The sequence below is a fragment of the Roseovarius indicus genome (genome assembly GCF_008728195.1).
Lineage (GTDB): Bacteria > Pseudomonadota > Alphaproteobacteria > Rhodobacterales > Rhodobacteraceae > Roseovarius > Roseovarius indicus.
Genome location: NZ_CP031598.1, coordinates 5418778 through 5445172 on the forward strand (window position 1 = coordinate 5418778; position 26395 = coordinate 5445172).

Sequence of the window (26395 nt, forward strand, 5' to 3'; positions counted from 1 at the left end):
ACTGATGCAAGGGCGCCGGGGCCATGCCGCGGCGCCCTTTCCTTTGCGCGGGTGCTTGACGGAGGGTTTTGCCTGTCGTCTGATCACGGCAGTGATTTTGCGGCGTGGGCCTTATGTTGAAACATGTGCTTTTCCCCATCCTTGCCCTTGTCGGTGTGCTTGGCGCCGTGCCGGCGCTGGCCAATCCGACGATCAAGGAGAACTGGGAGACCTACCCGGTTGACGGGACGACGGCGGATGACATCCTCGTGCAGATGCAGCAGCGGGGGCCCGAGGGGTACTGGGCCTATGCAAGGTGGTACGTGCGGTGGAGCGCGGATTGCCAGGTGCGGTTGAGGATCAACTATACAATGCCGCGGCACGTGAACCCGGCGCTTCTGGACGAGAAGCTTCGGCTGAGCTGGGAGAAGATGCTGAAGGCGCTGGGCAAGCACGAGGAACAGCACGGTGCGCATGGGGTGAATGCGGCCAGGGAGCTTGTGGAGAAGGAGTGCCGGAACGGCAATGCCATCGTCGACAGGTGGGCCGAGCAGGACAAGATCTATGATCGCGAGACCGATCACGGGCGGTTCGAGGGGGTTGTCTTTCCGCATCCCGAGGCGGTGGAGGGGGCCAAGGTGTCGGGCGGCGGTCTGACGGATGCGGCGAGGCAGTAGCCGGGGCAGGCCAAGTGGGCCAAAGCGTGGGCAATTTTCCCTTTGTACGGGTCCGAACACTCGCTATCGTCAAAGGCAGCCAATCAGGGCTGTCAGAAAATAACCTCAGAAAACCGGCGGGGATGCCGGTACATTCGGGAGAAAGACTATGGGACGTCGTGACGATCTGATCGAAACCTATGCCGAGGACCTTCGCAGCAAATGCGGGATGCAGCCGGATATGGACCTGCTGACCAAGGTGACCATCGGCTGTGGCCCCGCGATCTATGATGCCGACGCTTCGACGGTGGCTGCCGGGCAGGAGCATGAGCTGGAAACCGTGAAGGACAATTTCCTGATCAAGAAGCTGGGGCTGACGGACGGGCCGCAGCTGATGGAAGCGATCAACCAGGTGATCGAGACCTATGGCAAGTCGGAGCGGAACAAGTACCGTGCGGTCGTTTACTACATGCTGACCAAGCATTTCGGCAAAGAGTCGGTTTACGGCTGATCCGGTCGTTGGCCGAGGACCGTGAAAGCCCGCTCGGCCGAGCGGGCTTTTTAGTCTTGGTGTAACGGGAGGTGCGGCTAGCTATGAGGGATGAGCCCGCCGAGAGACCGGATCGCCGAGGAAATCCTGCGCCAGTGCCACGCGCGTGGGCGGGGAAAGACGATTTGCCCGTCGGAGGTGGCCCGGGCCCTGGCGGATGAGTGGCGCGCGCTGATGCCGGAGGTGCGGGACGTGGCCAGGGGGCTGGCGGAGGAGGGGCGGATCGCGGTTTACCGGAAGGGCGAGGTTGTGAGCGACCACGACACCGGGGGTGTGATCCGGCTTGGCCTGCCGCCCGGCTAGGCCTTGTTGCGGCGGCAGCGATCGGAGCAATAGCGGACTTCGTCCCAGACCCGGGCCCATTTGCGGCGCCAGGTGAACGGGCGGCCACAGGTGGCACAGATCTTGGTCGGCAGGTCGGATTTTCGGCGGTGTTTCATGCCCGATGTCGCTGTCTGGACACGGCAGATTTAGTGCCGGGCGGGATTATTGCCAGCGGCCGCAGACGCCTTCCGAGATGAGAAGCTGGCCGATGTCGCGGCCGTCGGCCATCTTGCAGGTGCCGACCTCGCGGTCATGGGAGCGTTTTCCGGTCAGGTTGCAGGCGAGGGGCCCGGCCGAGGCCAGCCGCAGCATCACGCGCGTGGCGCGTTCGCCTTCCGAGGTGCCCTTTTCCGCGCAGTCGAGATTGGCGATGCGCACCGGCACGCCGGCAATCTCGACGGTGTCGCCATCGCGGACATGGGTGACCTGCCCGGCAAGGCGTTTGCCGTTCAGGGCGAGCCCTTCTTCACGGGAGACGGGCCGGATGCCTGCCAGGGCATCCCCGCCGCGCAGGGCGTTGCCGGAGGGTTGGTTGGCAACGGTGTGCACCGAGGTCGCGCCCTGCCGTGGCTCGTACCACGCGGAAAGGTAGGGGACCGTCACCAATGCCAGCCCGACCAGTATGGCCGAACGGACCGACGAGATGATGCGCCCCAATACGGAACTTGGGCTGGGCCGGAGCAGAAACAACATGCCGTCAAGGTAGGTAACCTCTTCGGCAGAAATATGGCCCGGCATGGGCGATTCTTTTGCAGGGAAGGGCGTGGCGCTGGTGCGCCGGCCGGGGTTTCATGACAGGGATCTGCAGCGCGGTGTCGTGACGCGGGGTCGAGACATGCAAGGGCGCGTCTGTAGGCATGGGCAGTCTACGTCACGGCAAGGAGAGCGATATCTTTCTTAAACTGTTCGTCGAATTCCGGCACAGGCAAGACGGAGCGCCTGGCCACACGCGTACGGGCGCGGCGGTCGTCGGTGTGGCGAGCGTAGCCGACGAATTCGAACTTCGCCCCCGGCTCTCCGGTTACTGTAAGGCGAGATGACCGGAACCTCGTCGGCAATATGACCGTCATCAGTTCCCGACCTTCGGCTTTGTCCGGACCTTTCAGCGAAATGACCTGTTCATGGTCAGTGGACAAGACAGAATCCGTCATCTCGGAGTTGAAGGCGATTCCCACAACGTCGAAGCTATCCATCAAGCCGATGCTTTCGCCGACGCCGAGACATGCGATTTTTTCTGTCGCAAAGCCGTTTTGCCGTTCGATCAACCCGGCCTCCGGTTCTGGAAAGCAGAATTCGATTCTATCGAAGGCCAGCGCGTGGTCGCTGGTCGCCACGCGGTCGGAGTGGAAGGATCTGCGGATGGCGTCGGCCAGGCGGCTACCGACCAACCGGCTTATCGGGCGCTTGATATGAGCCACGCCGTCAAAGAATGATCTTTTGTACACCGTGACGGGCGCGCGTTCGACCGCGTCCTCAACCATTTCATACATGTCGACGAATACGACGCCGAGCTCACGACAATAGGCCTTGATGGCGTCATGAACCACGCGCTCGCGATTGAGGAAATTCTGTCTCGGGAACGACAGCACGATCGGCACGACACCGTGTTCCGCCGCCGCGTCCAGGGCGCTGCAAAGGTTATTCTTCACATCTTCGATCGTCGTCTGTCCGAGCAACACGAAATTCTCTTCGTTGTTCAGTACGTCGATCACCAGAAAATCGGTCTGGCTCAGGTCGATCTTGCCGAGGGCGTAGGGCAACACCGTGCTGCTGCTTGCCCCTCTGGAATGGTTCACCACGTCGAAATCGGGAGAGTTCGACAGAACCCAAGCATAGCATCTGGCCATGACAGAGTTGGACGTGCCAGCGATGGCAATGGATGGACGCAAGAGTTCAAGCTCCGGAACAGGAAATCTGGCAGTTTTTTGGGGGTTATCGTGGCTCGTACCCGTTGATCAACGCATTCGGAAAGAACTTGTTCCATAGATTCTGCGCAGGAATTCCAGTTTCGGCGGTGATGTCATTTGCGAGGCGATTGCACGCTGGCTTCGACTTGAAGCATTAAGCGGCATCGGGCCCGGCTGGCAGGGATCAGGCCGCGTAACCGAGGGACCGAAGCAAGTTTCGCATTCTGGCGTTGCCCGCACGGTTCCAGTGTGTGTCGCATGGCTGGTAGTCCGAGAGTTCAAAACAATCGCCTTCGTGGACTTCGGACCGCGGAAGTTGCTCGACGACCTGCGACTTGAAGAATTCCCAGCCACTGAGATGGTTTTGTCTCAGGTCCCGCAGGGCCGGGTGTTGGAGGTGCGAGAACGCGAGCTCTTCCTTGGTGGGAAGTCGAACCACGAGCACGTTCTCGAACGCGCTGAGCATGTCGACGAGCCCCTTCGTGGCAGGACGGTATGTCTGCTCAACGAAGCCTTGGTCAAAAAGGGAGTATTTGGCATTGAGCAGGTACAATTGCCCGAGTACCTCGGCAATCATCAGGTTCTTGTTTTTGCCTTTCGACATCGTCCCAATGATTTTTGCCCCCTTTTCAAATGCCTGAGCCAAATCCAGGGACCACCTGAATTCCGTGAAGGCGTCGACGTCTTTGCCGCGCAAGGTACTGAACTTAACTTCGTGACCCCAGATGTTCGGATGGTACAGAAAGATGGCAGTTCGACGTGGGCCGGTATGCAGTTCCTCTAGCAGGTTCTGCATTTCTGCGATTCCGACAGGCAGGCCGAGATTCAGCGCGCCGTCTTCGAAATCCAGCTCGTCGTACCAGTTGTCTCCGTTGTCGACAGTCATACCCATCGCAAAGGACGTGCCGAAAATGACTGTGCCGGCGTCCGGTTTGTCCGGGCCGCGCAGACCGAAGCCGTTCGAAGAAAAGCTGAACCCCATATCCGCAGCTGGACGTGAGACGTTGGGTTTGATCCGGATCCCGGACAACGGGTCGTTCTGGAGAAGCGCCAGCCACTTTCGTGCCTGGAGGGGGAAGGCAAGGTTCACGTTGGTCAGGAAAACGGTTTCAAGCACACGATCATCGGGTCGTTCGATTATCATGACTGCGGCATGTCCTGATCAGGATTTGAAACCTGCGGACGGTCAGGTCCGCCCACATGCGAACAGACGAAGCCCGACGCTAGTGCAGTAAGTGGTGCCGCTGATAGGACTCGAACCTACGACCCCATCATTACGAATGACGTGCTCTACCAGCTGAGCTACAGCGGCCCCGTGACGCGGGGCTATAGCACCGGGACGGGGGCGGGGGAAGCCCTAATTTGCGGCTTTCCGCTCCTCTTCCGGGGCCGGGTCTTCGACGATTTCCGCGTCGGCGATTACCGGGTCGGGCCGGGTTTCGCCGGTGGCATCGGCCGGGCCATCGCCCGTGGCTTCGGTGGGCTGATCGTCGCGCGACTTGTCTTCAAGCGAGCCGACGATGAGGGGCAACATCTCGACGCCGGTCGAACTGGTGACCGTGGCGGCCGGAGGTGATTTCCACGACAGGGTGTCGAAGGACTGGCAGTTTTCGCAGGCCGGCACCCAGTGGGCGTGGATGTGGTGGCAGTTGTCGCAGACCCATTGCGGGCCGCGCGGCGCCGCGAGCGCACGGGTCAACCAGCCCTTGACCACGGCGTCGGAGGCGCCTTCGCCGCGTTCGATGGCGGCCATGATGGTGAGGGTGCGGGCATCCGGGTCATCCTCGGCGAGGGTGCCGAGCGCGCGGCGGGCGGCCGGGAAATCCTCGTTCGCGATGTGCAGCTCGGCCTCGACCAGCTTGGTTTCGCGGTGCTCGGGGTGGATCTTGAGCAGCTTGGCAAAGCGCTTGAGCCGCTCCTTGGGGCTTTCGCCCGGTTCGATCTCGGCGAAGGCGGCGGCGAGGTCGGGGTGGGGCTGTGCATCCCATGCCTTGCGCAGGACGCGGACGGCATAGCGCTTGGAATCGGCGCGGATATAGCTGCGCGCGGCCATGACGGCGGCGGGGATCAGGTCGGGCGAGAGGCGGTTGGCCTCGATTGCCTGTTCCTTGGCCTCGATATCCTTGCCTTCGTCGAGGATGTCCTGGGCCTCGGAGAGGGCCAGCACCGCGTCGCGGCGGCGGTGCACGTCGCGGGGCATGTTGCCGTGCTTCAGCTTGGCGCGAAGGGTTTCGCGGGCGCCGGACCAGTCGTGTTTCTGGGCCTGAAGCTTGAGGAGCGTATCCTGCACCTCTTCGTGGCGGGGTTTGAGGGCGAAGGCGGTCTGGGCCAGTTTGAGGGCGGTGTCTGTGTCGCCGTCGGAGAGCTTCTGGCGCATGATGCCGCGGACGCCGACGAAGCGGGTCTTCTCGTTGGTCAGAAGGCGTTTGTAGACCTCTTCGGCCTTGCGGCGGTCGCCGGACATTTCGGCGGCCTGGGCGGTGATGAGGTTGGTCAGCGCCGGTTTGCGGAGGTAGCGTTCGGCGCGGTTGGCCTTGGCCATCGCGACGTTGCCCTCGCCCGACGCGAGCGCCATCAGCCCTTCGGAGAGCGCGCGGTAGCCTTTTTCCTGCCGGTTCTTGTCGAAATAGCGGGAAATGGCTGTTTCATCGCCATTGATGAAGCGCAGGACGGCGATGACCAGCGCGGCCAGCTTGAGCAGCACCCAGATGGCGATGACCAGAAGGATCAGCGCGATCACGGCGGTGAGCGGAGTGAGGTTGTATTCCTGCCCGGCCATGACGACACGCACGCCGCCATCGAGTTCGAGCAGGTAGATCGCCGCAAAGCTCGCCGCTGCGACAAGGGCGATGAACACCGCGATCTTTATGATGGACCATAGCATGGCACGCGCCCTTTCGGTTTCAGTTCAATTCTTCGCTGAGTTGCTGGGCCGCCGCGACGGCCTCGAGCCGGCGGGTGGCCTGAGCGGCCCAGTCGGAAAGCTCGGCGCGGGCCACGTCAGGCAGCGCCTCGATCTCGGCCAGCGCATCGGTGAGGCGGCCCTGTTGGGTGGCGGCCTCGGCGCGGGAGAGGATGGCATCGGGGTCGTCGCCCTCGCGCGGCTCGAGCGAGCGGGCGCCGAGCTGGGTGCGGATGAAGGCGGAGAGGCCGCCGGTTTCGCCGGCTTCGGCGGCGGCGTCACGGGCGGCGGCCAGCGCCGCGCGGGCGGCTTCGGGGAAGCTCTCCTGAAGCTCTGCCAGGGTCGGGACACCGCTATCAGCGGTGCTGGAGAGCACTTCCGGCACCTCGATGCCGGTTTCCTGCAGGTCGGCCATCGCGTCGGCATAGCCGCCGCCGGCGTCGAGCGCGGTCTGGATGCGGGCGAGGGCGGCGCGCTGCATGGTGGCCTGGGCCGTGGTTTCGGCTTCGGTTTCCATTTGCTGGGCGCGGGTGACCATTTCCTCGATCTCGGCGCGCTGTTCGGCCATCGCATCCTGAAGTTTCTGCAGCTCCGCCTCGTAGGCGGCGGTTGCGGCCTCGGAGGCGCCTTCGGTGAGGGGGCGCGATTCGAGCTCGTCGACGCGGGAGGAGAGGGCGGCGAGGTCGTCCTGCGTTTGCGAAAGCTGGTCGGAGAGTGACGTCAGCGTTTCCTGCAGGTCGGTCTGGCCCTGTTCGAGGGTGGAGAGGTCGGGCGCCTCTGACCCGGCGCCGAGCTGTTCCGTCAGGGTGTCGAGACGGTCGGATTGCGATTGCAGCTTTTCGTCGGTCTCGGTGCGCAGGGCATCGAGGCCGGTGGTATCGGCAGGCTGGGTGAAGAGGAAATAGGCCACGCCGAAACCGATGGCGCCGGCGGCGACGCCGCCAAGGAGCGTCGGGAAGAAGCCGCCCTTGTGGACGACTGTCGGTTCGGTACGGGCGGGGGCCGGGGTTGGCTCCGGCCTGGGCTCGGGGTCGGGCTCCGGCTTGGTGTCTTCGCCGGTCGCGATGGTATCGGTGGAATCGGCGCTTTCCGGCGTGGTGTCGCCCCACGGGCGGGGCTGGTCGGAGGCGGTGTCGTCACCGGTGGCCGTGGGGTCGGCATCGTTGGAGGCGTCCGGTTCGGAGGTATCCGGTTCGGTGGCATCCGCCGTGGGCGTGTCTTCCGGTTTGTCAGACTCAGCCGTCTCGGCGCTTTCGGGCGTGTCGGAGCCGTCTACGGATGCAGACAGCGCCGCCGAGCCCTCGGCGGTTTCGGAAGGAGTTCCGGATGCATCCGCGCCGTCCTCCGCGGCCTTGGCCGCGTCGGTTTCGGTCTTGTCGGTTGCATCCTTGTCGGATGTCTTGCGTTTCGAAGTCGTGGTCTTGGACGTTGTCTTTCTCGCCACCTGTGTCACCCCTGTCGATTTCGCCGGCGCGCTCGTCTTTATCTGACCTTACTTGGCTGTATTTCCACTCTCAACCCGGTTGGGGCCTGACGCAAGGTCTTCGATGAGGTCGAGCATGGCCTCGGCGGTGGGGGTTTCGGCGATATGGATGGAAGCGGCACGGCCGGCGGGAACGGTTTCGGCGGTGTTGCGGCTGATGGCGGCGATGTGCAGGGGCGCGGGGCCCGGTGCGGCCTCGAGGAAAAGGCGGGCGCTGCGGGGCGAGAAGAGCGGGATCACAAGGGGGTTACGGCCTTCCAGAAGGGAGAGGGCCGTCGGGTCGAGAGCCTGGGGGAGCTGGCGATAGACGACCCTTTCTTCAGTCTCTATGCCGGCCTCAGAGAGGATTTTTGCCAGATCCGAGGCCACGTGTTCGCCGCGCAGATAGAGCAGGTTTCCGCTTGGCCGGTCGGCGAGGAGGCGCCGGGCGAGATGCTCGGCGGTGCCGCCGGTGTCGATGGCGGTGAGCCCGGCCCTTTTCGCGGCCTCCGTGGTGGCGGGGCCGACGCAGTAGCATGTCTGGCCACGGGCTCGGCCGGTGAGCGCCGGGAGGGCCTGGGCGGAAGTCAGAATGAGCGTGTCGCCTGCGGCGATGTTATCCAGGCTGACGGGCAGATGTTCGATACGCAGGATGGGGGAAATGACGATGCGAGCGTCCCCGCCCAGCCGATTGCGCAGTTTCTCGGCGAATCCGCTGGCGGCCGGTTCGGGCCGGGTGATCAGAATCGTGGTGGCCATACCTTGCCCGGAGTTGTTTGCGCCCCATACTGGTGTTACCTGCCGATGGATCAACGCGCAACGGGCGGGCCGATGGGTGCACCTCTGACAGTATTGGGGCTGGAAAGCAGCTGTGACGATACGGCGGCCGCGGTTGTGCGCGTGGACGGGACCGGTGAGGCGGAGATTCTGTCATCGGTGGTGTTCGGACAGGCCGAGTTGCATTCGGCCTTTGGCGGGGTTGTGCCGGAGATTGCGGCACGGGCCCATGCGGAGAAGCTTGATATTTGCGTTGAAGAGGCTCTGAAACGGGCTGATTTGCGGCTTTCGGGCGTTGATGCCATTGCCGTGACCGCCGGGCCGGGGCTGATTGGCGGTGTGTTGTCTGGCGTGATGTGCGCCAAGGGGCTGGCCGCGGGGGCCGGGCTTCCGCTGGTGGGAGTGAACCACCTGGCGGGGCACGCGCTGACGCCGCGGCTGACGGACCGGGTGGAGTATCCGTACCTGATGCTGCTGGTGTCGGGCGGGCATTGCCAATTGCTGATCGTGCGGGGCGCGCAGGATTTCTCGCGGCTGGGCGGGACGATCGACGATGCGCCGGGGGAGGCGTTCGACAAGGTGGCAAGGCTGTTGGGATTGCCGCAGCCGGGCGGGCCTTCGGTGGAGCGGGAAGCGGCCAAGGGCGATGTCGGGCGGTTCCGGTTTCCTCGGCCGCTGCTGGATCGGCCGGGGTGTGACATGTCGTTCTCGGGGCTGAAAACCGCTGTGCTTCGGGCGCGGGACCAGATCGTGGCTGACAAAGGCGGGCTGACGCGGGCCGACCGGGCGGATCTGTGCGCCGGTTTCCAGGCAGCCGTGGCGGATGTTCTGGCCGAGAAGACCCGGCGTGCACTGGCGGTTTATGCGGAAGAGGCCGGGGCGGTTCCGGTGCTGGCCGTGGCGGGTGGCGTTGCGGCGAACGCCGCCATTCGGGGCAAGTTAGAGACTGTTTCCGCCGAGTTCGAAACAAAATTCGTCGCTCCGCCGTTGAGATTGTGCACGGATAACGCGGCTATGATTGCCTATGCGGGCGCAGAACTGTTTGCCGCCGGTATCCGGGATGACATGACGTTGGCCGCGCGGCCGCGCTGGCCGCTGGATGGCGCGAGCCCGGCGATGCTGGGGAGCGGCAAGAAGGGAGCGAAGGCATGATCCGGGTGATGGGAGCCGGCGCATTCGGCACGGCGCTGGCGGTGTCGCTGGCGAAGACCGGGCCGGTGACGCTTTGGTGCCGGGATGCCGAGCATGCGCGGGAGATGCGCAAGACGCGGGAGAATGCGCGCCGTTTGCCGGGTGTGACCTTGCCCGAGGCGATTTCGATTGCGACGGGGGATCTGCCGCCGACGGATGTGGATGCGACGCTGTTGTCGGTGCCGACGCAGAAGCTCAGGGCGTTTTGCGAGGAGAACCAGCGGCTGCTGGGCTCGGGTGGGCCACTGGTGGCGTGTTGCAAGGGGATCGAGCTTTCGACCGGCAGGCGGCCGACGCAGGTGATCGAGGATGTGCTGCCGGGGGCGATTTGCGCGATTCTGACCGGGCCGTCATTTGCCGACGACATTGCGAAGGGTCTGCCGACCGCGCTGACGCTGGCCTGCGAGGGCGAGGCGACGGGCGCGGCGCTTCAGGAAAGGCTGACGACGCCGAATTTGCGGCTTTACCGGAGTACGGACGTGATCGGGGCCGAGCTGGGCGGGGCGTTGAAGAACGTGATCGCCATCGGGTGCGGGGCCGCCATGGGCGCCGGGCTGGGCGAGAGTGCCAGGGCCGCGTTGCTGACACGGGCGTTTGCCGAGATGAAACGAGCCGCCGTGGAGATGGGGGCGGAAAGAGAGACGCTTTCCGGACTGTCGGGGTTTGGTGACCTGGTGCTCACCTGTACGTCGGGCCAATCGCGGAATTACCGGTTCGGCGTGAGCCTTGGGCAGGGCAAGGAATTCGAGCCCGGGGTGACTGTCGAAGGGGCCGCGACGGCGGAAGCGGTGTGCAACCACGCCGAGAAGGCCGGGCTGGACCTGCCGGTGATACGGGCGATCACGATGCTGGTCACCGGGCAATTGCGGGTGGATCAGGCTATGGATATGCTGTTGTCGAGACCTTTGAAGGAAGAATGAATGCTGATTGCCCTGATTGCCCGCGACAAGCCCGGTGCGCTCGAAATACGGACCGAGAACCGCGAGAAACACCTCGCCTATCTGAAAGAGACCGGCGTGGTGAGCCAGGCCGGGCCGCTGCTGGGGGATGACGGGAACATGTGCGGTTCGCTGGTGATTCTCGATGTCGAGGACATGGCGGCGGCAGAGGCGTGGGCCGAGAACGACCCCTATGCCAAGGCCGGGCTGTTCGAGACGGTCGAGCTGATCCCGTGGAAGAAGGTGATCTGAGCGATGCGCTATTGGCTGTTCAAGTCCGAACCCTCGACCTGGAGCTGGGATGACCAGGTGGCCAAGGGGGAGACGGGCGAGGAATGGGATGGCGTGCGCAACTACCAGGCGCGGAACTTCATGCGCGAGATGGCGGTGGGCGACCGGGGGTTCTTTTACCATAGCCAGACGGAAAAGGCGGTGGTGGGGATCGTCGAGGTGATGGCCGAGGCGCACCCGGACAGCACGACCGATGACGAGCGCTGGGAGTGCGTGGATATCAAGGCAGTCAAACCGGTGGAGCGGCCGGTCACGCTGGACATGATCAAGGAGGATCCGCGGCTGGCGGAGATGGTGCTGGTGAAGAACTCGCGCCTGTCGGTGCAGCCGGTGACGGCGGAGGAGTGGAAGATCGTGTGTGACCTGGCTGGGGTTTCGGCCTGACGTGATGCCATTTCCGGGGAGGATCGGATGGGATATCTTGGCGTGCTCGTGGCGGCGGTGGCCGCCTATGCCTTTGGGGCGGTGTGGTACATGATCCTGGCCAAGCCGTGGATCAGGGCAGCGGGGATCGAGACGGATAGCAGCGGCAAGCCGCTGAATGCGTCGAACCCGGTGCCGTATATCGTGGCCTTCGGGTCGGCGGTTCTGGTCGCAGGAATGATGCGGCACATCTTCGCGTTGAGCGGCATCGACACGGTGGACAAGGGTTTGGTTTCCGGGCTGGGGATCGGGCTTTTCCTGGCCAGCCCTTGGCTTTTGACCTGCTACAGTTTCGGCGGCCGCCCGTTCCGCCTGACGCTGATCGATGGCGGATATGCGACGATCGGCAGTGCGATCATCGGCGTGGTTCTGACGCTGTTCTGAAAGGTCTCGGAGACTTTACGGAGGGTACCGGCCGGATTGCGCAGTACCCTCCGTCACCCCAGTGCTCCCACTGCACCAAACGTGTCTCTGGAAAGGTTGCGGCCATCCTGGCCTGTGTCGTGACCATAGGGTATTCCGCCCCGCCCGGCAAATGGCAAGTACCTAGAATCCGTCTCAAATCGGCGGGTGTTCCGGGGAGCGCCGGGCCAAAGGTTAATGGCCAAAACTTTATCCGTTAAGCCGCCGGTAAGGTGCGGTCGGCTATGCCTGTCCTCGGGTGAGAAAAAAGGTGGTGGAGATGAGTGCGTCGGGTGACAACGCCGCGCCAGTCATCATCAAACGGAAAAAGATCGTCAAGGGCGACGGGCACCATGGTGGGGCCTGGAAGGTGGCGATAGCATTTTCCTTTAGCCTTTGGCGCTTTGCGCCAGTGAAACGTCCCGCCCCCGTCGGGAGACGGCCTCAAGCTGTCGTTCTGACATGTGCGACAGGATTGTCGGCCCGTCGCGCCACCCTCACTGGAATGCACGGCAAGCATGGCGCCGAGGTGCTAATGGAGTGCTAAGTGTCCAACGGCATGTTCTGCGGATTTGACACAAATCCCCTCAGGCCCGTTTCTCGACCTGTCGAGTCACCGCCCCCTCGATCGTGTGGCGCCGCCCGCTTTCGTCATAGGTGTCGAAGGAATGACGCAGTTGCCGGAGCGCGGCCATGCGACCCGCCACCTGCCGAATACCCTGAAGCGCACCGTCCAGCAGCGTCTGATTTCGCCTGACCTTGCCGCGAATCTCGTCGAGATCGGGTTGATGTTCCGGCTCGACCGTGTTGAGCGCATCAATCAGGACGGTCTTGCGGTCAAGCAACACCGCCATCTGGTCGAGGTCGCCCGTCAGCAGGGCGCTGCGCTCCTGTTCGAGCAGGTCGTCGAGCGCCTGAAGTATCTCTTTTGCCGTTTCAGGTTCCATCCTTTGCCTCCATCATCGATTTGAAGAACTGTTCAGCCATCCCGAGCCCTCCTGCCGCGACCATGCGCCGGGCGATGGCATCGCGGTGGAAAGATGCGAAGTGATCTTCGCCTGCCCCCCCCGAGAACGAATTGACCTGCGATCCGAATCCGGCGGATTTGAGCATTTCCGAAAGGAAGCTGGCCTCGAGCGCCACCGCCGCGGCGCGCGCTCGAGCCTCTTGCAGGGGCAGATCGCTTTTGACCCAGGGCTGTGCCGGGGAAAGTGGTGAAATTTCCGTCACTCGATCGACTCCAATTCAATGCAACTCGGAGCATGTTTGCGGATAAGCGGTAAACATTCGGTAACCGGCTCCTGCCATGATCCCCGGATCGCGGAAGAAATCCCGGAGCAAGCGAATGTTGTCCTTTCTCTCTGGTTCAAGTCCCACCACCCCCCGTCCGGAGGGCGCCGGGGCCGTGGTTCAGGATAATGGCGGCATGGTCACGGGCCAGGCGACAAAGGACTTTCGCGACGTTCTTGCCGATCTGCCGCCCCATCGAGATTTGGGTCGCGTCCTGTCGAAAGCGACCCCGGATCAGGAGGTGATGCCCGAACCCGAATCGGAGGTGACCGCGGACGAACTGGAGGCGTTTGAAGGCCAGGGATCCGACGAATTGGTCGATGCTACCGCTATGCAGGGCGGACTTCTTGATCTGGAGGAAGAAGCAGCCGTCGAAGAACGTGGGGCCGGAGCCTGGGCGTTTTCGCAGGGTCGCCCCGATCGCCTGCCGGCCGGATTCGCCGGCTGGGTGCCGTCTGTTCCAACGGATATCGAAAACGCGCCGCGTGATGTGGCGCTTCCCGAAAGGCCCGTACCTGCGGCAGATGCCGATACGCCATGGAACATGAACCCGGAAGACCGTTTGCCTGACCCGATGACGACCGCGCAGCCGGACGAAATGAACGCGCCGGTAGGGGTTGTTCTGGATGACCTTGTCCGAGCCAAACTTTCGGCTGAGGCGGCTGAGGGAGATAGCGACCAGAGGACCCGAGACGCTGAAAAGCTGACGGCTGACGATGTCTTCCCCCATCAAGGCATTTCGATTCCTCCTTCAATGGCGCTGCGTCAGGACGGTGGCGCCGTGACGACAAGGGTACATTCGGGACTCTTGGCTCCCAAGCCCGAAAGGGCGCTTGCCGCATCCTATCGATCCGATGCATCACCGTTCCCGGGTATGATCGAAGGCGAACCAGCTGAGATACTCCGGACTGACAGAGCATTAGGCTCTATTCCGGCCAGGTCGCGAGAAATCGGGCTGGAGCATCGCTTTGAGGGGTCACCCCGCCTGTCGGTCAGGGAATCGCCCGCCGCCGGGCCGCCGCCGGACGCAGGGCCAGGGTTGGCCAGAACGTCGATGGCCGTCTCTGACGTGACCGCCATGACCGCGGCCTCGAAACAGCCTGGCATGCCAGCGCTCGTGGCCGCGCAGACCGATCCGGGCGTGGGTCGCTCTGCAACGCCCAAGGGTACTGACGGCTTGAGGCAGGCGATCAAGGCGGGCGACCTGGACGGACAAGGCGCTCGCCAGACGGCGGTGCTTTATACCGATGCCGAACCTTCCGCTCCAAGGGATTCCGAACGCGCGATCCGCACCTCTGTTCCGACAGCGGGCTCGGCCCATGGCGTTGGCAAGGAACTGGCCTCCTTCGGCACGGCCGCTGCATTCCCGGTTTGCGAGGCAGTGGCCAGCCCGGGGACAGGTCAGATTAACTCCGACAGGGAGATAACAGAGGCCCGCCCGCGCCCTGATCAACCTGCGTCCAGATTGGCACCAGCCCCTGACCAGCTTGCCAGGATTCCGGTCACGCGCCAACAATCCTCGGCACGGACAACGGTTCCGGGTGTTCTGCAGACGGAATGGTCGGATGGGCTCACGCGCACTAGTAGAGAGTCTGTTGCAGCCGGATCGGCAGAAAAAAACTGGTTTGCCGCACCGAAATCGGATGTCACGGCGGCCTCCATTTCGGTGCCGCAAACAGCGCGGTCAGAGAGTTCTGCCAGCTCTTCCCTCATACCAGCTGTTGCGCCAGGCCACGACGGTCCGATGACACGTGAGGCCCAGGGGACTGTGACGCCAACGCCTTTGGGAAAAATCGAGCCAGGGTTGCCCTCCCAAGCCCGCAAGGCGCGAGAGGTTGCGGCGCTGGTTGGTACGGCCGAACGGCTGGTGTTCGCGAAGCCCTCTGCCGACGTTCCAATTGGGCCAGGCGATGCGATGCCTTCGCCGGATGAAAGGCGGCAACCGATGCGTCCTGACGCGGAGGTGCGGCGTCGACTACCGGATCGGGTGGAAGCGCAGACATCCCTTCCCGGCCGCGTCGGTCCTGCCTTGCAGGCGAGTGTGCCGATGCCCGCCGGTGGCGGTATGGTTGTAACGCCGGCCGCGGCCGACAGCAGAATCGCCGAATTGACGGCCGACAGCGTTCCCCCAGCTCACGTCGAGGCGGCGGCGCAGGTGCGATCCGGCCCGGTGACCCCGATGCAAGCGGCTACCCCTCTTGGTCAATCCACGCCTCCGCAGGTGCTTCAGGTGTCGGCGGCAATACAGGCCAGCACCGAGCGAAGCTTCGACATTCATCTCAGTCCCGTCGAGCTTGGGAAGGTTCGGATCACGCTGAGCCCTTCGGACAGCGGGATTACGGTCAGTATTCTGGCGGACAGACCGGAGACGCTCGACCTTTTGCGCCGGCACTCCGATCTCTTGGCGCAGGACTTTCGGGACCTGGGTTACGACAGCGCCGCGTTTTCCTTTGGCGGTGACCCCGAAGGTGAACGCGGCGGAGACCGTGACCGGATGACACCCGATCGGTCCGCCCATGCGGATGAGATCGATCTGGTCCAGGAACAGGAACAATCACCCGGCCCCACCAAACCGATGATCGGTGCAGGCCGGATGGACCTCCGGATATAGAAAGGACATATCGTGGAAATCCCGTCGCAACCTAGGACACCGGGCGCACAGGGTGGTTTTGCCGCCGCCAGTCCGCCGCGTTCCGGCAACGCCATGATCAGCTCGGATTTCGAGACATTCCTGAAGATGCTCACCGCCCAGATGGAGAACCAGGACCCGCTGAACCCGGTGGATTCGACCGAATTCGCCACCCAACTCGCCACGTTCTCCAGTGTCGAGCAGCAGGTGCGCACGAATGAACTGCTTACGGCGCTTGGGGCACAGATGGGCGCTTTGAGCGTGTCTCAGCTGGCCGGGTGGGTCGGCATGACCGCACGGGCCGACATGCCGGTGCATTTCGATGGCCGGCCGGTGACAATCACGGCGCGGCCCGACGACTTGGCCGACGAGGCCCGCCTGGTGGTGCGTGATCGAAATGGCGCGGAACTGCAGCGATTTCCCATAGACCCGGTTAGGCAGGAATTGGCGTGGGCCGGGGAGACGGCGGCAGGGGCGTCCTTGCCGGCCGGAACCTATGCGCTGTCGGTCGACTCCTACGCCGATGGAGAGTTGATCGCGTCGACGCCGGTCTTCGTGCACGCGCGAATCGTGGAAGCCCGCAACGAAAATGGCCGGCCGATCCTGGTCATGGACAGCGGTCAGGAAGTGGAAACCGGCGATATCGTGGGCCTTCAACAGGCATTTGACGGGACATGACGCGCAAAAATGCACCAATATTGCCGTGAAGCAGGGATTTTGGCGTGGCATTTGTGCATGACCCCGCCGATACGCTCAGATTGGTCTTTATCGGCAGCTGGACTTGTATTATCTAGGTCCTGAACGTAAGTTTCACCAACGAGGTCGAAAGCCTCGACAGAAGTTTGGAGATGGCTATGACGAAATTCATGACCCTGATCGCAGGTGCAGCACTCGCTGGCGCGACCGCGATGCCCGCCTTTGCAAATGATCCGTTCGTTTCGACGCAAGACGGTGAAGACAACACGATCAACAGCGAAGCCGCAATCGCCGGTGGCGCCGCAGCTGCTGCTACGGCAGTTATCGTTCTGAACGATGACAGCTCGTCGTCCTCGAGCTCGAGCTCGAACGCTGGCGCCGTGTTCAGCCTGGGCGCGAACTAAGCCCCGCTCACGCACAGCGCGATCACAGTATTTAGAAAGCGGGCCTAAATTCAGGTCCGCTTTCTTCGTTTGTTCAATTGGTGAGGGTTTCCGATAGCGTCTGCTATCTCAGAAGCTGGAACGTGGCGAATCCCAGGGTCGGCCCGACCCACTGGCGTGATTGCAGGATTCGGCCGCTGTTGCTGACCAGAAACAGATCGACGAACTGCCGGTCCTGGGCAACGCAGCTTGAGAACATTTGCAGGGCGGGCTCGCTTACCTGCCCATATTCCACGAACTTGTCGTAGCCGCGTGTCACGACGCAGCTGGTCTTGGCTTCGACCACCTGGTGGTTGCCGTCGAGGTATCTTTGCGCATAGAGCGCGGTGCCTTCCTCGCGCCGACGCACCAGGGCGAGAACGCCATCGACATCGGCCGACATGAGATCGGGCGGGACAGAGCGGGTTGCAGTAATGATGCCGTTTTTCGTCGTGACTGTGCGCCGGTCATTCGTTCCCCAGGCCGCCCAGGTGCTGTAGGCGCCGTTCGTTTCAATGATCCGCAACACTGCCTGAGCTTTCACCGACGGAAGCTGGATCGCCGCAAGCGCTTCGTCGGGGCCAGTGCTGGCCAGAGCCTTGCGGGCGGTACGCGACAGCTTTGCCGGGTCGATCTTGAGCTTGGGCGGGTTGAAGGCATCCTTCACCAGTTTCCCGGCAGAAATTACCGTCAGGTCCGATTTGCTGCTGGTACAGGCCGAAAGCCCCATCGTTGCCACGAGGGCGAGGCCGATCATGAGCCGGGAAATGGTCATCTCCAGAATTTCCCCCAGCTTTCGGCCACGCTTGGCCGGTGCGCATCGTTGACGACGCCGTAGAGACGGCCATCGACGCCCAGCCGCTGGCCACCGTCACGCTGAAGCGGGCGGATCGTGTCGCTGAAGGTTTGACGTGTCGGTTGACCGATAAGCCAGGTCACCGGGATCGAGAAGAAGATGCCCTTGTCGAAGGAGCCCTCGCCGAAGGTTGCCGCCGATACGTTGGTCTTGGTTGCGAAGGCGCCAAAGCGCCAACCGTTCGAGAAGCTGCGGGCGACTTCCAGCGTCGCACCCCAGTCGCCGGCGAGGTAGCGGCCGGCATGGACAGTGGCGTCGAAGCCGTTCTGGAAATCGTAATAGGCCGAGACGTGGCCATTCCAGCGGGGGATGACGCCGCCTGGTGTCTGACGTGTCCGCAGGCCGAAGAGCTGGTCATAATCCCGCGGGTGCACGAAATTGACCTCGGCGCCCAAGGCAAGGCGGCTGTCGACCGGCTTCCAGAGAACCTCGCCCGAGACGCCGGCATACATCATTTCCAGGTAGCCTGCAGTGATCCGGCTATACACGTTGGGCCCGTGGCGGGAGTACTTCGCGATTGTCAGCTGGTCGATGGTCGGCCCGACCTTCGGATTGTAGAGGGCCGAATTCGACCGGACATGCGGCATGATCGAGTTGCTGCGGCGGGTGACCTTGTCGAGGTTGCCCAGAATCTTGACCGAGGTCGATCCGCTCACGATCCAGCCTTTGCCGAGATGCCAGTCGGCCCGAGCGCGCAGCCGCAGGTCGGCCCGGAACGGCTTGTCCGGGTCGAACGTGTAGGTCCGCATGAACGGCGCGATCTTCCACTCGAGCTTGGGGTACAAACCGGGAAGCGGGCCCGGCACGTCGCCGAATTGAAGGCTGTCGGTGATGACGGCCGCCGACAGGGCTTCGCGGGCAGGCGCGTTCTCCAGCCGCTCGAGGTCGCTGCGGCGGAACGTCGTGGTGCTAAGCGGCATGCCGTTGCGGGTGACCGTGATGTGGAACATCTCGACCGAGGCAGGCATCGTGCGGCTGAGCACCCGGAACGTGCGGCCAAGCGCCTGGGCGTCGGCGACATAGATGTCGTTTTCGATCAGCGCGTGAGCGGTGCGTTCGGTGATATCAAGGCCGACAAGATCGATCTGTTCCTGCGCGAGGAGGGTCGTGAAGTCGTTGTATGTTCTCTCCTGCACCGCCTTGTCGACTGTCCAGCCTAGGTCGTTGATGGAGGCGGGGTCGCGTACGGCGACGGGAAGCGGCGCCTTTTCGGCGCTGGGTGTGGCCGGCTTCCTGACGTTCAGCGACAGCGACACGCTTGCGCCGATCTCCGAGCCGGCGAGCGTGTAGAGACGCATGTTCACACCCTCGGCCGGACGATAGGAGACGCCGAAGTTCCACGGGGATTTGTGGTTGAAGCTGATGCCGGCCGCAGGGTTGCGCGTTTGCTGTTCTTCGAACTCGTAAGCGTCCGAGGAGTATTCGGCCGACACGCTGATCTTGTCGGTGATGTCGTAGGACAGGCCGCCGAAAAAGGCCATCCGGCCGCTGAAATAGTCGGAGAAGCGGAAGTTGCCGCCCGTGCCGACGCCGGCGAAACTGAAGGGAGCACGATTGCGCCAGCTGGCGAAGCTGTTGTAGCTGCCAAGCCGGCCCCAGCCGATACCGCCGGTCACACGGAGGCGGTTGTTGATCTGCTTGGTGGCGACAATGTACTCGCTCGACAGAACCCCGGTGCCGAGAAAATCCTGAAGGCCGACAGCAATGGCCGGCAGGTAGTCGGTTTCCTCAAGCAGGCGGATACGCACGTCGAAGCTGCGGTCATAGTAGATCTTGAACGCCGGCGAGAGACCATCGACCCCCGAATACCGGAAGCTGCCCGTCAGCCAGGGCAGGATCTGGAAGGTCGCGGTGTTCTTGGTATAGCCGGGAAAGTGCGACACCGTGATCGAGAATTCGGCATCCGGCGCCATCTCGGCGGTCGGCATGTCGATCAGGCCGCTGGGCACACCGTAGTTGTTGGTTTGCGTCGTTGTCAGGCTGTCCGACAGTGCGGCGCCGGGCACAAGAAAAGCCGCAAACATGGTCGCAGAAATAAGGTGTTTCCGGATCACGCGCAGCTTCCCCAACAAGATATCGTGTTCGCTCTGAGCCACTCTAACGAAACGTGCTGCCGGCAACAACGAAACAATGGCGGTTTTTCTGCCTGTGGCGAAAGGTTGCGAGCAAATGCGGCGACGGTGTCACTCAAAGCAGTTCCACGGCAAGGAGAACGGCAATCGCACCTGCTGCGAAACCGGTTGCGGCCCATGCGAGGTAGAGCAGACGCGAGGGGCGTTCCGGCGGTTTTGCCGTCTGCGATTGGCGGACAAGCGCGGCTTCGACGATTTGTGGCAGACGCGGGCCGTATCGGCCGAGCACGGCCACCGTGCGTGACAGATCCCGCAACGCTGCGCGGGGGCCGACATTCTTGCGGATGTAATCCTCGACCACGGGCCGGGCGACCTGCCAGATGTTGATCTGTGGGTTGAGCGAGCGTGCGACGCCCTCGACCACGACCATCGTGCGCTGCAGCAGAATCAGCTCTGTCCTGGTTTCCATGCCGAAACGTTCGGTCACCTCGAAGAGATAGCTGAGCAAACCACCCATCGAGATCTTGCTGGCGTCCATCCCGAAGATCGGCTCGCCCACCGCGCGCAGGGCGCGGGCGAACTCGGTGACGTCGCGGTCGGCCGGCACGTAACCTGCTTCGAAGTGCACCTCGGCAACGCGCTGATAGTCGCGGCGGATGAAACCGTAGAGGATCTCGGCATAGACCTTGCGGGTATACTCGTCGATGTGGCCCATGATACCGAAATCATAGGCGATGATATCGCCGTTCGGGGCGACCTTGAGGTTGCCCTGGTGCATGTCGCCGTGAAAATAGCCGTCGCGCAGGGCGTGGTTCAGGAACAGCTGCAGCACCCGCTCGCCCAGAACGACACGGTCATGACCCGCCGCATCGAGCGCGGCGTTGTCGCCGAGAGGCACGCCCATGGCCCAGCCCATCGTCATCACCCGGCGGCTCGACAGGTCCCACTTGATGTCGGGCAGTTCGAAGCCGGGGTCACCGGCGGTGTTGGCCTTGAATTCCGACGCGGAGGAGGATTCGAGCCGGAGGTCCAGCTCGCCAAGCACCACACCCTCGAAATGGGCGATCACCTCTGTGGGGCGAAGGCGGCGAGAGGCCGGAGAAAGAAACTCGATCATGTGGGCGGCGAAATAGAAGGCGTCGATATCCTTGCGGAAGGCCTTTTCGATCTTCGGGCGGAGGACCTTTACGGCGACTTCTTCCCCGGTGTTGTTGAGCCGTGCCTTGTGGACCTGCGCGATCGATGCGGCGGCGACCGGTTCGCTGAACTCCATGAAGATTTCATCGACCGGGCGGCCCAGCTCCCGTTCGACGCTCTGCTTGGCGACGGACACCGGAAAGGGCGGCAGCTTGTCCTGGAGAATGCGCAACTCGTTGGCGAGGTCTTCGCCAACGATATCGGGCCGGGTGGAGAATACCTGCCCGAACTTGATATATGCGGGGCCCAGCGCCGTCAGGGCGCGCAGGGCGGGCGGCATCGAGGGGTCACCCCGGTAGCCGAGCCATTGAAAGGGCCAGGCGAGAAAGCGCATCGTGGCCCGCACCAGCGGCGGCGCATCCATCGCATCCATGATCAGGCCCATGGCGCCGGCGCGCTCCAGCGTGGCGCCCGTCCGGATCAGGCGCAGAAGGTTATGCGGCCCCCGCATCGGCTAGATCTTCCAGCCCGAATGCAGACAGGCAACGCCCATCGTCAGGTTGCGGTACTTGGCGTTCTCGAACCCGGCGTTGCGGACCATTTGCAGGAAAGTCTCCTGATCCGGGAAGCGACGGATCGATTCGACGAGATACTGATAGCTGTCGCGATCATTGGCGATGGCCTGCCCCATGCGCGGGATGATGTTGAAGGAATAGAGATCATAGACCTTTTGCATCAGGTCATTGGGGATCTGGCTGAACTCCAGCACCATCAGCCGCCCGCCGGGCTTGAGCACGCGGAAGGCCTCGTTCAGGGCGTCCTGCGGGCGGGTGACGTTTCTTATGCCGAAGCTGATCGTGTATACGTCGAACGTGTTTTCGGCGAAGGGCAGCGCCATCGCGTCGCCCACCACCCAGTCAAGGCTGTCGCCAAGACTTTCCGCCTCGGCCCGTTTGCGGCCCTCCACCAGCATCGGTTCGGTCAGGTCCAGCACGGTGGCATGGCCGTGGCCTGCACGCTTGAGGAAACGGAAGGAGATGTCGCCGGTACCCCCCGCCACGTCGAGCAGGCGTTGGCCGGGCCGCGGCGCCAGCCAGTCCATCATCGCGTCTTTCCAGACCCTGTGGATGCCAAAGCTCATCGCGTCGTTCATCACGTCGTATTTCGACGCGACCGAGCCGAAGACGCCCCGCACGCGGCCGGCCTTCTCGTCCTCGGGGATGTCCTGAAACCCGAAATGGGTGGTTTTCTCGGTCATCTTGGTTTTCCGGCCCTTGCCGTTTGAGGTCACCGACCTTCTTATAGGGCGCCCGGGGTCGGTTACAATGCGCCCTGTTGGTGTGGAAGGGGGAATAATGCCCGAATTGCCAGAGGTTGAGACCGTTCGCCGCGGCCTTTTGCCCGCGATGGAAGGGGCGGTGATCGCTCGGGCCGATGTGAACAGGCCCGATCTGCGCTGGCCGTTTCCAGAGCGGATGGCCGAGCGGCTGTCGGGGCAGCGGGTTCTGAACCTGCGCAGGCGGTCGAAATACATCCTGGCTGACCTGTCGTCGGACGAGACCTTGCTGATTCACTTGGGCATGTCGGGGCGCATCCTGATTTCGGGCGATCCGTTGGGGCAGTTCGTGCATGACCATCCGGCGCCGGAGAAGCATGACCACGTGGTGTTTCACATGGAGAACGGCGCGCGGATCACCTTCAACGACCCGCGCCGGTTCGGCGCGATGGACCTGATCGCCACGCCGATTGCCGACCAGCATCCGCTATTGCAGAAACTGGGGCCTGAGCCCTTGGGCAACGCCTTTCACGAGGCGCACCTCGTGGCGGCGCTGAAGGGGCGGAACACGCCGATCAAGTCGGCGCTTCTGGACCAGCGAATCGTGGCCGGTTTGGGCAATATCTATGTCTGCGAGGCACTTTACCGGGCCCGGATCTCCCCCAAACGCCGGGCCGGGGCGATATCTGCGGCGCGGATTGCAGGGCTGGTGCCGATCATTCGCGACGTGCTGACGGATGCCATCGCCGCCGGCGGCTCCTCCCTTCGCGATTACCGGCGGGCGGATGGTGAACTCGGTTATTTTCAACACAGTTTCGACGTTTACGACCGCGAAGGGCAGGCCTGCCGAACGCCGGGTTGCGAAGGGCAAGTGCGCCGTATCGTACAATCCGGTAGGTCGTCCTTCTATTGCGCCCGCTGTCAAAGATAGGTTGAACCGACGCGCCAAATTGATAAGGAATCGTCTTTGACCGAAACAAGCGAAAGCAGATTTCATGGCCTATGAGACGATCATCGTCGAAGTAGAAGACCACGTCGCCCTAGTCACCCTCAATCGCCCGGATGCCCTCAATGCCTTGAACGACCAGCTTCTGAAGGAGCTGTCGACGGCGCTGCGGGAATGCCAGAAGAACGACAAGGTGCGCTGTATCGTTCTCACCGGGTCGGACAAGGCCTTCGCGGCCGGGGCCGACATCAAGATGATGAGCGAGAAATCCTTCGTCGACGTGTTCTCCGAAGACCTCTTCGGCCCGGAACCGGACATGATCCAGAGCGTTCGCAAGCCGATCATCGCGGCCGTCGGTGGCTATGCGCTGGGCGGCGGATGCGAGCTTGCGATGATGTGCGATTTCATCATCGCGGCAGACACCGCCAAGTTCGGCCAGCCCGAAATCAACCTCGGCGTCATGGCGGGCCTTGGCGGGTCTCAGCGGCTGACGCGGTTCATCGGCAAGTCGAAGGCGATGGACATGAACCTGACTGGCCGCTTCATGGATGCCGAAGAGGCTGAGCGCTCGGGGCTGGTGTCGCGTGTCGTGCCGGCCAAGAAGCTGAAGGACGAGGCGCTAGCGGCGGCGACCAAGATCGCCGAGAAATCGCAGATCGCGGTGATGGCGGTGAAGGAGTCGGTGAACCGCTCCTACGAGGTGCCGCTGCGCGAAGGGCTTCTGTTCGAGCGCCGGGTCTTCCATTCGCTGTTCGCGACCGAGGACCAGAAGGAAGGCATGTCGGCCTTCATGGAAAAGCGCGAGGCGCAGTTCCGCGACAAATGATGTTACGGAGCCGGGGGCCGAGGCCCCCGGTTTCGTCAGACGATATAGTGCAGGTGATCAAAGCGCTCGCGCAGGGCGCGCGTTCGGGGCGCGACGGCCTCGGGTTCGCCTGTCAGGCCTTCGAAGATCAGCGCAGCCAACTCGGCTGCATGTTCCGGCCCAACACCCCATCGCACCAGTTCCGGCGTACCGATCCGCAGCCCGTTCATGTCACCATCCACCTCGGGCAGCGGCAGGCCGATGCCGCAGGCGAGAAAGCCGGCGCGCCGCAGAGTCTTTGACGCGGCCTGCCCGCCGCCGAACTCGGCTGCCTCGATGGCGAACTGGTGCGAGCGGGTGAACCCGCGCCCCTTTGCGAAAACCGTCAGGCCCGCCGTATCGAGCGCCTCGGCGAGGGCGCGGGCGGTTTCGATCATCGCCGTTGCATAGGCCGCGCCATGTTCCCGCCAGTCGAGCATGGTGACCGCAAGGGCCGCCGACTTGGCCGCGTCGAAATTTGCCGTCATGCCGGGGAAGGCGATGGCGTCAAGCCGTTCGGCCAAATCGGCCTCGTTGGTGACGATCAGCCCGCCGGCGGGGCCGCCGAGGCTTTTGTATGTGCTCATGGTCATCAGGTGCGCGCCCTCGGCAAGCGGGTTCTTCCATGCCTTGCCGGCGATGATCCCGCATTGGTGGGCCGCGTCGAACATCAGTTTGGCGCCTACGTCATCGGCAATGGCACGCACTTCCGCGACCGGGTGTTCGAACAGGTTCAGGCTGCCGCCAACGGTGATGAGCCTCGGCCGTTCCTGCCGCGCCAGATCGTGCAGGGCGGCCACATCGAGCGTGTAGCCGTCGGCATCGACAGGGGCGGGAACGGTCTTCAGACCAAAGAGCCCGGCGCATCCGGCCCCGTGGTGCGTGACATGCCCGCCGATGGTTGCGGGAGGGGCGATGATGGTGTCGCCCGGTTCGCAGGTGGCCATGAACGCATAAAGGTTGGCGAGCGCTCCGGAGGGCACGCGGATCTCGGCGAAATGCGCATCGAAGATCTCGGCGCACAGCTCGGCGGCGATGACTTCGATCTCCTCTATGGCTTCCAGGCCCATCTCGTACTTGTCGCCGGGATAGCCCAACGACGGGCGCGACCCGATGCCGGAAGACAGCAGCGCCTCTGCCCGCGGGTTCATCACGTTGGTCGCGGGGTTGAGGTTGAAGCATTCACGTTCGTGGATATCGCGGTTCTTTCCGGCGAGGCTTTCCAAGCGGTCGAGCAGCGCCGCGGCGCCCTCCTTGGCGACCTGTGCCGCGATGTCCTGAAAGCGTGCTTCGCATGTCTCGGGAACCCATGCCCGTCTGGCCAGATTCATGCCATCTCTCCTTTGGTTTCCGGCGGATCATGGCGGCGCCCCGGGCAGGCGGCAAGTGTGTTCCGGTGAGTCGCGCGTTTGTGTCCATTGCGTAACAGGTTCATGAAATTCAACCTGCGCGGGTCGGGATCAACAGCGCGATCCGAGGCATCGGGAATCGGCCCGGGCGGTCGGAACTTAGCGGTTTGCAATCTGGCCAATCTGCGGTATACGCCCGCGTCATACATGCGCGTGCGGCCCGCTCTGGCCAGAATCATCCCGGTTATGACCTGCCGGTTCGGGTTTGCCCACGTGCTATCGAAACACTGAAAACCCGAATAAAGGTCTGAAAAACATGGCTAACACACCGCAGTCCAAGAAACGCGCCCGCCAGAACACGAGCCGCCTGGCCGTCAACAAGGCACGCCGCTCGCGTATCCGCACCTATCTCCGCAAAGTCGAAGAAGCGATTGCTTCGGGCGACAAGGATGCCGCAATGGCCGCCCTGCGCGCCGCTCAACCCGAGCTGATGCGCGGCGTCAGCAAAGGCGTCTTTCACAAGAACACAGCTTCGCGGAAAATGTCGCGACTGTCGTCGCGCGTGAAGGCGCTTGGCTAAGCCCGCGACCCTAAGCCGTTGACTCTTAAGGCGCCCCGAAAGGTGGGCGCCTTTTGTATTTTTGGCCCTCCGGGAATGTGACAGATTCTTTTCGGCCAAAGGGAGTGTCAAGCGCGAAGATAAGTTGCCGCCGCTGTGAGGCTGTTGCTAATTTTGCAGGGCGATTCCGCTAGGGGGGATAGGCTGCCACTGCTGCACTGCAAGGCTGAACTGCTAAAGCCGTCGGTGCAAAACTGTCGTTTCTGACGACTGGCCAAACCCAAGAGTGCGTGTGCGCGACATGATCTGAACGACCCGCGTATGGGGGTCATAGAGCGACGTTCAGTTTATCATGTAAACGCGGCACCTGACAGGTCCGAAGATGGGCATTTCCGCCCGTTGCTCCGTGCGACGGGACAGGAAAAGTGTTTTCATCGGGTCCCCGGCGAGATCGTCGACGGCGTGCAGAGCGGTGCGCCGGCGAAGTGCAAAAGCAAAAGTCGCGGAATGGGGACAG

At 63.2% G+C, this 26395-nt stretch carries 28 protein-coding genes, 1 tRNA gene and 1 pseudogene; 15 read left to right on the forward strand and 15 right to left on the reverse strand.

Features of this window, described 5'->3' with window-relative positions:
• Positions 1-125: 125 nt before the first annotated feature.
• From RIdsm_RS26145 to RIdsm_RS26155, 3 genes are all read left to right on the forward strand, one after another.
• Positions 126-656: a DUF922 domain-containing protein gene (locus RIdsm_RS26145; RefSeq protein WP_236553347.1), complete on the forward strand. Its 531-nt coding sequence runs from the start codon at positions 126-128 to the stop codon at positions 654-656.
• A 148-nt stretch (positions 657-804) separates the two neighbouring features.
• Positions 805-1146, forward strand: coding sequence for a DUF2853 family protein (locus RIdsm_RS26150; RefSeq protein ID WP_057817625.1), 342 nt, complete (start codon positions 805-807; stop codon positions 1144-1146).
• A 90-nt stretch (positions 1147-1236) separates the two neighbouring features.
• Complete coding sequence (locus tag RIdsm_RS26155) at positions 1237-1488, forward strand: DUF3253 domain-containing protein (protein WP_057817623.1); 252 nt, start codon at positions 1237-1239, stop codon at positions 1486-1488.
• Here the strand turns inward: RIdsm_RS26155 and RIdsm_RS26160 are convergent.
• From RIdsm_RS26160 to RIdsm_RS26195, 8 genes are all read right to left on the reverse strand, one after another.
• Entirely contained in the window at positions 1485-1625 is a 141-nt protein-coding gene (locus RIdsm_RS26160) for a DUF2256 domain-containing protein (RefSeq protein WP_074939907.1), read from the reverse strand. The two genes, RIdsm_RS26155 and RIdsm_RS26160, sit on opposite strands and share 4 nt — an antisense overlap.
• 46 nt (positions 1626-1671) lie before the next feature.
• Positions 1672-2247 carry a thermonuclease family protein gene (locus tag RIdsm_RS26165; protein WP_057817620.1) on the reverse strand — a complete coding sequence of 192 codons (576 nt, stop codon included), beginning with the start codon at positions 2245-2247 and terminating at the stop codon, positions 1672-1674.
• Positions 2248-2375: 128 nt separating this feature from the next.
• Complete coding sequence (locus tag RIdsm_RS26170) at positions 2376-3356, reverse strand: SGNH/GDSL hydrolase family protein (RefSeq protein WP_160325864.1); 981 nt, start codon at positions 3354-3356, stop codon at positions 2376-2378.
• 244 nt (positions 3357-3600) lie between these two features.
• Positions 3601-4560: a hypothetical protein gene (locus RIdsm_RS26175; RefSeq protein ID WP_057817616.1), complete on the reverse strand. Its 960-nt coding sequence runs from the start codon at positions 4558-4560 to the stop codon at positions 3601-3603.
• Positions 4561-4652: 92 nt separating this feature from the next.
• A tRNA-Thr gene (locus tag RIdsm_RS26180) sits at positions 4653-4728 on the reverse strand.
• 45 nt (positions 4729-4773) lie between these two features.
• The gene (locus RIdsm_RS26185) at positions 4774-6300 is read right to left on the reverse strand and encodes a heme biosynthesis protein HemY (protein ID WP_057817614.1); all 1527 of its coding nucleotides are present in this window, start codon (positions 6298-6300) and stop codon (positions 4774-4776) included.
• A 19-nt stretch (positions 6301-6319) separates the two neighbouring features.
• The gene (locus tag RIdsm_RS26190; RefSeq protein ID WP_143100376.1) at positions 6320-7762 is read right to left on the reverse strand and encodes a hypothetical protein; all 1443 of its coding nucleotides are present in this window, start codon (positions 7760-7762) and stop codon (positions 6320-6322) included.
• 48 nt (positions 7763-7810) lie between these two features.
• Complete coding sequence (locus RIdsm_RS26195; RefSeq protein WP_057817610.1) at positions 7811-8539, reverse strand: uroporphyrinogen-III synthase; 729 nt, start codon at positions 8537-8539, stop codon at positions 7811-7813.
• A gap of 72 nt (positions 8540-8611) precedes the next feature.
• On the opposite strand from RIdsm_RS26195, the gene tsaD reads away from it, so the two are divergent.
• From tsaD to RIdsm_RS30610, 6 genes and pseudogenes are all read left to right on the forward strand, one after another.
• A complete protein-coding gene (gene tsaD, locus RIdsm_RS26200) occupies positions 8612-9709 on the forward strand; it encodes a tRNA (adenosine(37)-N6)-threonylcarbamoyltransferase complex transferase subunit TsaD (protein ID WP_057817608.1) in 1098 nt (365 codons plus the stop codon).
• Positions 9706-10668, forward strand: a complete 963-nt coding sequence (locus RIdsm_RS26205; protein WP_057817606.1) for an NAD(P)H-dependent glycerol-3-phosphate dehydrogenase — start codon at positions 9706-9708, stop codon at positions 10666-10668. The genes tsaD and RIdsm_RS26205 overlap by 4 nt, the downstream gene beginning before the upstream one ends.
• Positions 10669-10938 carry a YciI family protein gene (locus RIdsm_RS26210; protein WP_057817605.1) on the forward strand — a complete coding sequence of 90 codons (270 nt, stop codon included), beginning with the start codon at positions 10669-10671 and terminating at the stop codon, positions 10936-10938.
• Positions 10939-10941: 3 nt separating this feature from the next.
• Positions 10942-11361 (forward strand): EVE domain-containing protein, encoded by a 420-nt coding sequence (locus tag RIdsm_RS26215; RefSeq protein WP_057817603.1) that lies wholly within the window; start codon positions 10942-10944, stop codon positions 11359-11361.
• A gap of 27 nt (positions 11362-11388) precedes the next feature.
• Complete coding sequence (locus RIdsm_RS26220) at positions 11389-11784, forward strand: DUF1761 domain-containing protein (RefSeq protein WP_057817601.1); 396 nt, start codon at positions 11389-11391, stop codon at positions 11782-11784.
• Between the two features lie 298 nt (positions 11785-12082).
• Positions 12083-12184, forward strand: a pseudogene (locus RIdsm_RS30610) (chemotaxis protein MotB); the annotation flags it as partial.
• Positions 12185-12389: 205 nt separating this feature from the next.
• Here the strand turns inward: RIdsm_RS30610 and RIdsm_RS26230 are convergent.
• Together RIdsm_RS26230 and RIdsm_RS26235 are read right to left on the reverse strand one after the other, a co-directional pair.
• A complete protein-coding gene (locus RIdsm_RS26230; RefSeq protein WP_057817597.1) occupies positions 12390-12749 on the reverse strand; it encodes a flagellar export chaperone FlgN in 360 nt (119 codons plus the stop codon).
• A complete protein-coding gene (locus RIdsm_RS26235) occupies positions 12739-13032 on the reverse strand; it encodes a rod-binding protein (RefSeq protein ID WP_074939905.1) in 294 nt (97 codons plus the stop codon). Before RIdsm_RS26235 ends, RIdsm_RS26230 begins: the two co-directional genes overlap by 11 nt.
• A gap of 196 nt (positions 13033-13228) precedes the next feature.
• On the opposite strand from RIdsm_RS26235, the gene RIdsm_RS26240 reads away from it, so the two are divergent.
• The 3 genes from RIdsm_RS26240 to RIdsm_RS26250 all read left to right on the forward strand — a co-directional run bounded on the left by RIdsm_RS26240 (position 13229) and on the right by RIdsm_RS26250 (position 16821).
• Positions 13229-15703: a flagellar hook-length control protein FliK gene (locus RIdsm_RS26240; RefSeq protein WP_160325863.1), complete on the forward strand. Its 2475-nt coding sequence runs from the start codon at positions 13229-13231 to the stop codon at positions 15701-15703.
• Between the two features lie 93 nt (positions 15704-15796).
• Complete coding sequence (locus RIdsm_RS26245; protein ID WP_057817592.1) at positions 15797-16399, forward strand: flagellar hook capping FlgD N-terminal domain-containing protein; 603 nt, start codon at positions 15797-15799, stop codon at positions 16397-16399.
• A gap of 176 nt (positions 16400-16575) precedes the next feature.
• Positions 16576-16821, forward strand: coding sequence for a hypothetical protein (locus RIdsm_RS26250; RefSeq protein ID WP_057817590.1), 246 nt, complete (start codon positions 16576-16578; stop codon positions 16819-16821).
• Between the two features lie 103 nt (positions 16822-16924).
• On the opposite strand, the gene RIdsm_RS26255 is transcribed toward RIdsm_RS26250, so the two are convergent.
• The 4 genes from RIdsm_RS26255 to ubiE form a co-directional block, all read right to left on the reverse strand.
• On the reverse strand, positions 16925-17614 hold the full coding sequence (locus RIdsm_RS26255) for a YjbF family lipoprotein (RefSeq protein WP_057817588.1): 690 nt from the start codon (positions 17612-17614) through the stop codon (positions 16925-16927).
• Entirely contained in the window at positions 17611-19719 is a 2109-nt protein-coding gene (locus RIdsm_RS26260) for a YjbH domain-containing protein (protein ID WP_057817586.1), read from the reverse strand. The genes RIdsm_RS26255 and RIdsm_RS26260 overlap by 4 nt, the downstream gene beginning before the upstream one ends.
• A gap of 163 nt (positions 19720-19882) precedes the next feature.
• Positions 19883-21415 (reverse strand): 2-polyprenylphenol 6-hydroxylase, encoded by a 1533-nt coding sequence (ubiB, locus tag RIdsm_RS26265; protein WP_057817584.1) that lies wholly within the window; start codon positions 21413-21415, stop codon positions 19883-19885.
• 3 nt (positions 21416-21418) lie between these two features.
• Positions 21419-22162, reverse strand: a complete 744-nt coding sequence (gene ubiE, locus RIdsm_RS26270; protein WP_057817582.1) for a bifunctional demethylmenaquinone methyltransferase/2-methoxy-6-polyprenyl-1,4-benzoquinol methylase UbiE — start codon at positions 22160-22162, stop codon at positions 21419-21421.
• Positions 22163-22259: 97 nt separating this feature from the next.
• Here ubiE and mutM point away from each other — a divergent pair, with 97 nt between their 5' ends.
• Both mutM and RIdsm_RS26280 read left to right on the forward strand, forming a co-directional pair.
• On the forward strand, positions 22260-23111 hold the full coding sequence (mutM, locus tag RIdsm_RS26275; RefSeq protein WP_057817581.1) for a bifunctional DNA-formamidopyrimidine glycosylase/DNA-(apurinic or apyrimidinic site) lyase: 852 nt from the start codon (positions 22260-22262) through the stop codon (positions 23109-23111).
• Positions 23112-23175: 64 nt separating this feature from the next.
• Positions 23176-23952 (forward strand): enoyl-CoA hydratase, encoded by a 777-nt coding sequence (locus tag RIdsm_RS26280; RefSeq protein WP_057817579.1) that lies wholly within the window; start codon positions 23176-23178, stop codon positions 23950-23952.
• A gap of 35 nt (positions 23953-23987) precedes the next feature.
• Here the strand turns inward: RIdsm_RS26280 and RIdsm_RS26285 are convergent, their stop codons facing one another.
• Positions 23988-25301, reverse strand: coding sequence for a serine hydroxymethyltransferase (locus tag RIdsm_RS26285; RefSeq protein ID WP_057817576.1), 1314 nt, complete (start codon positions 25299-25301; stop codon positions 23988-23990).
• Between the two features lie 334 nt (positions 25302-25635).
• Here RIdsm_RS26285 and rpsT point away from each other — a divergent pair, with 334 nt between their 5' ends.
• On the forward strand, positions 25636-25899 hold the full coding sequence (rpsT, locus tag RIdsm_RS26290) for a 30S ribosomal protein S20 (RefSeq protein WP_057817575.1): 264 nt from the start codon (positions 25636-25638) through the stop codon (positions 25897-25899).
• Positions 25900-26395 lie beyond the last annotated feature (496 nt).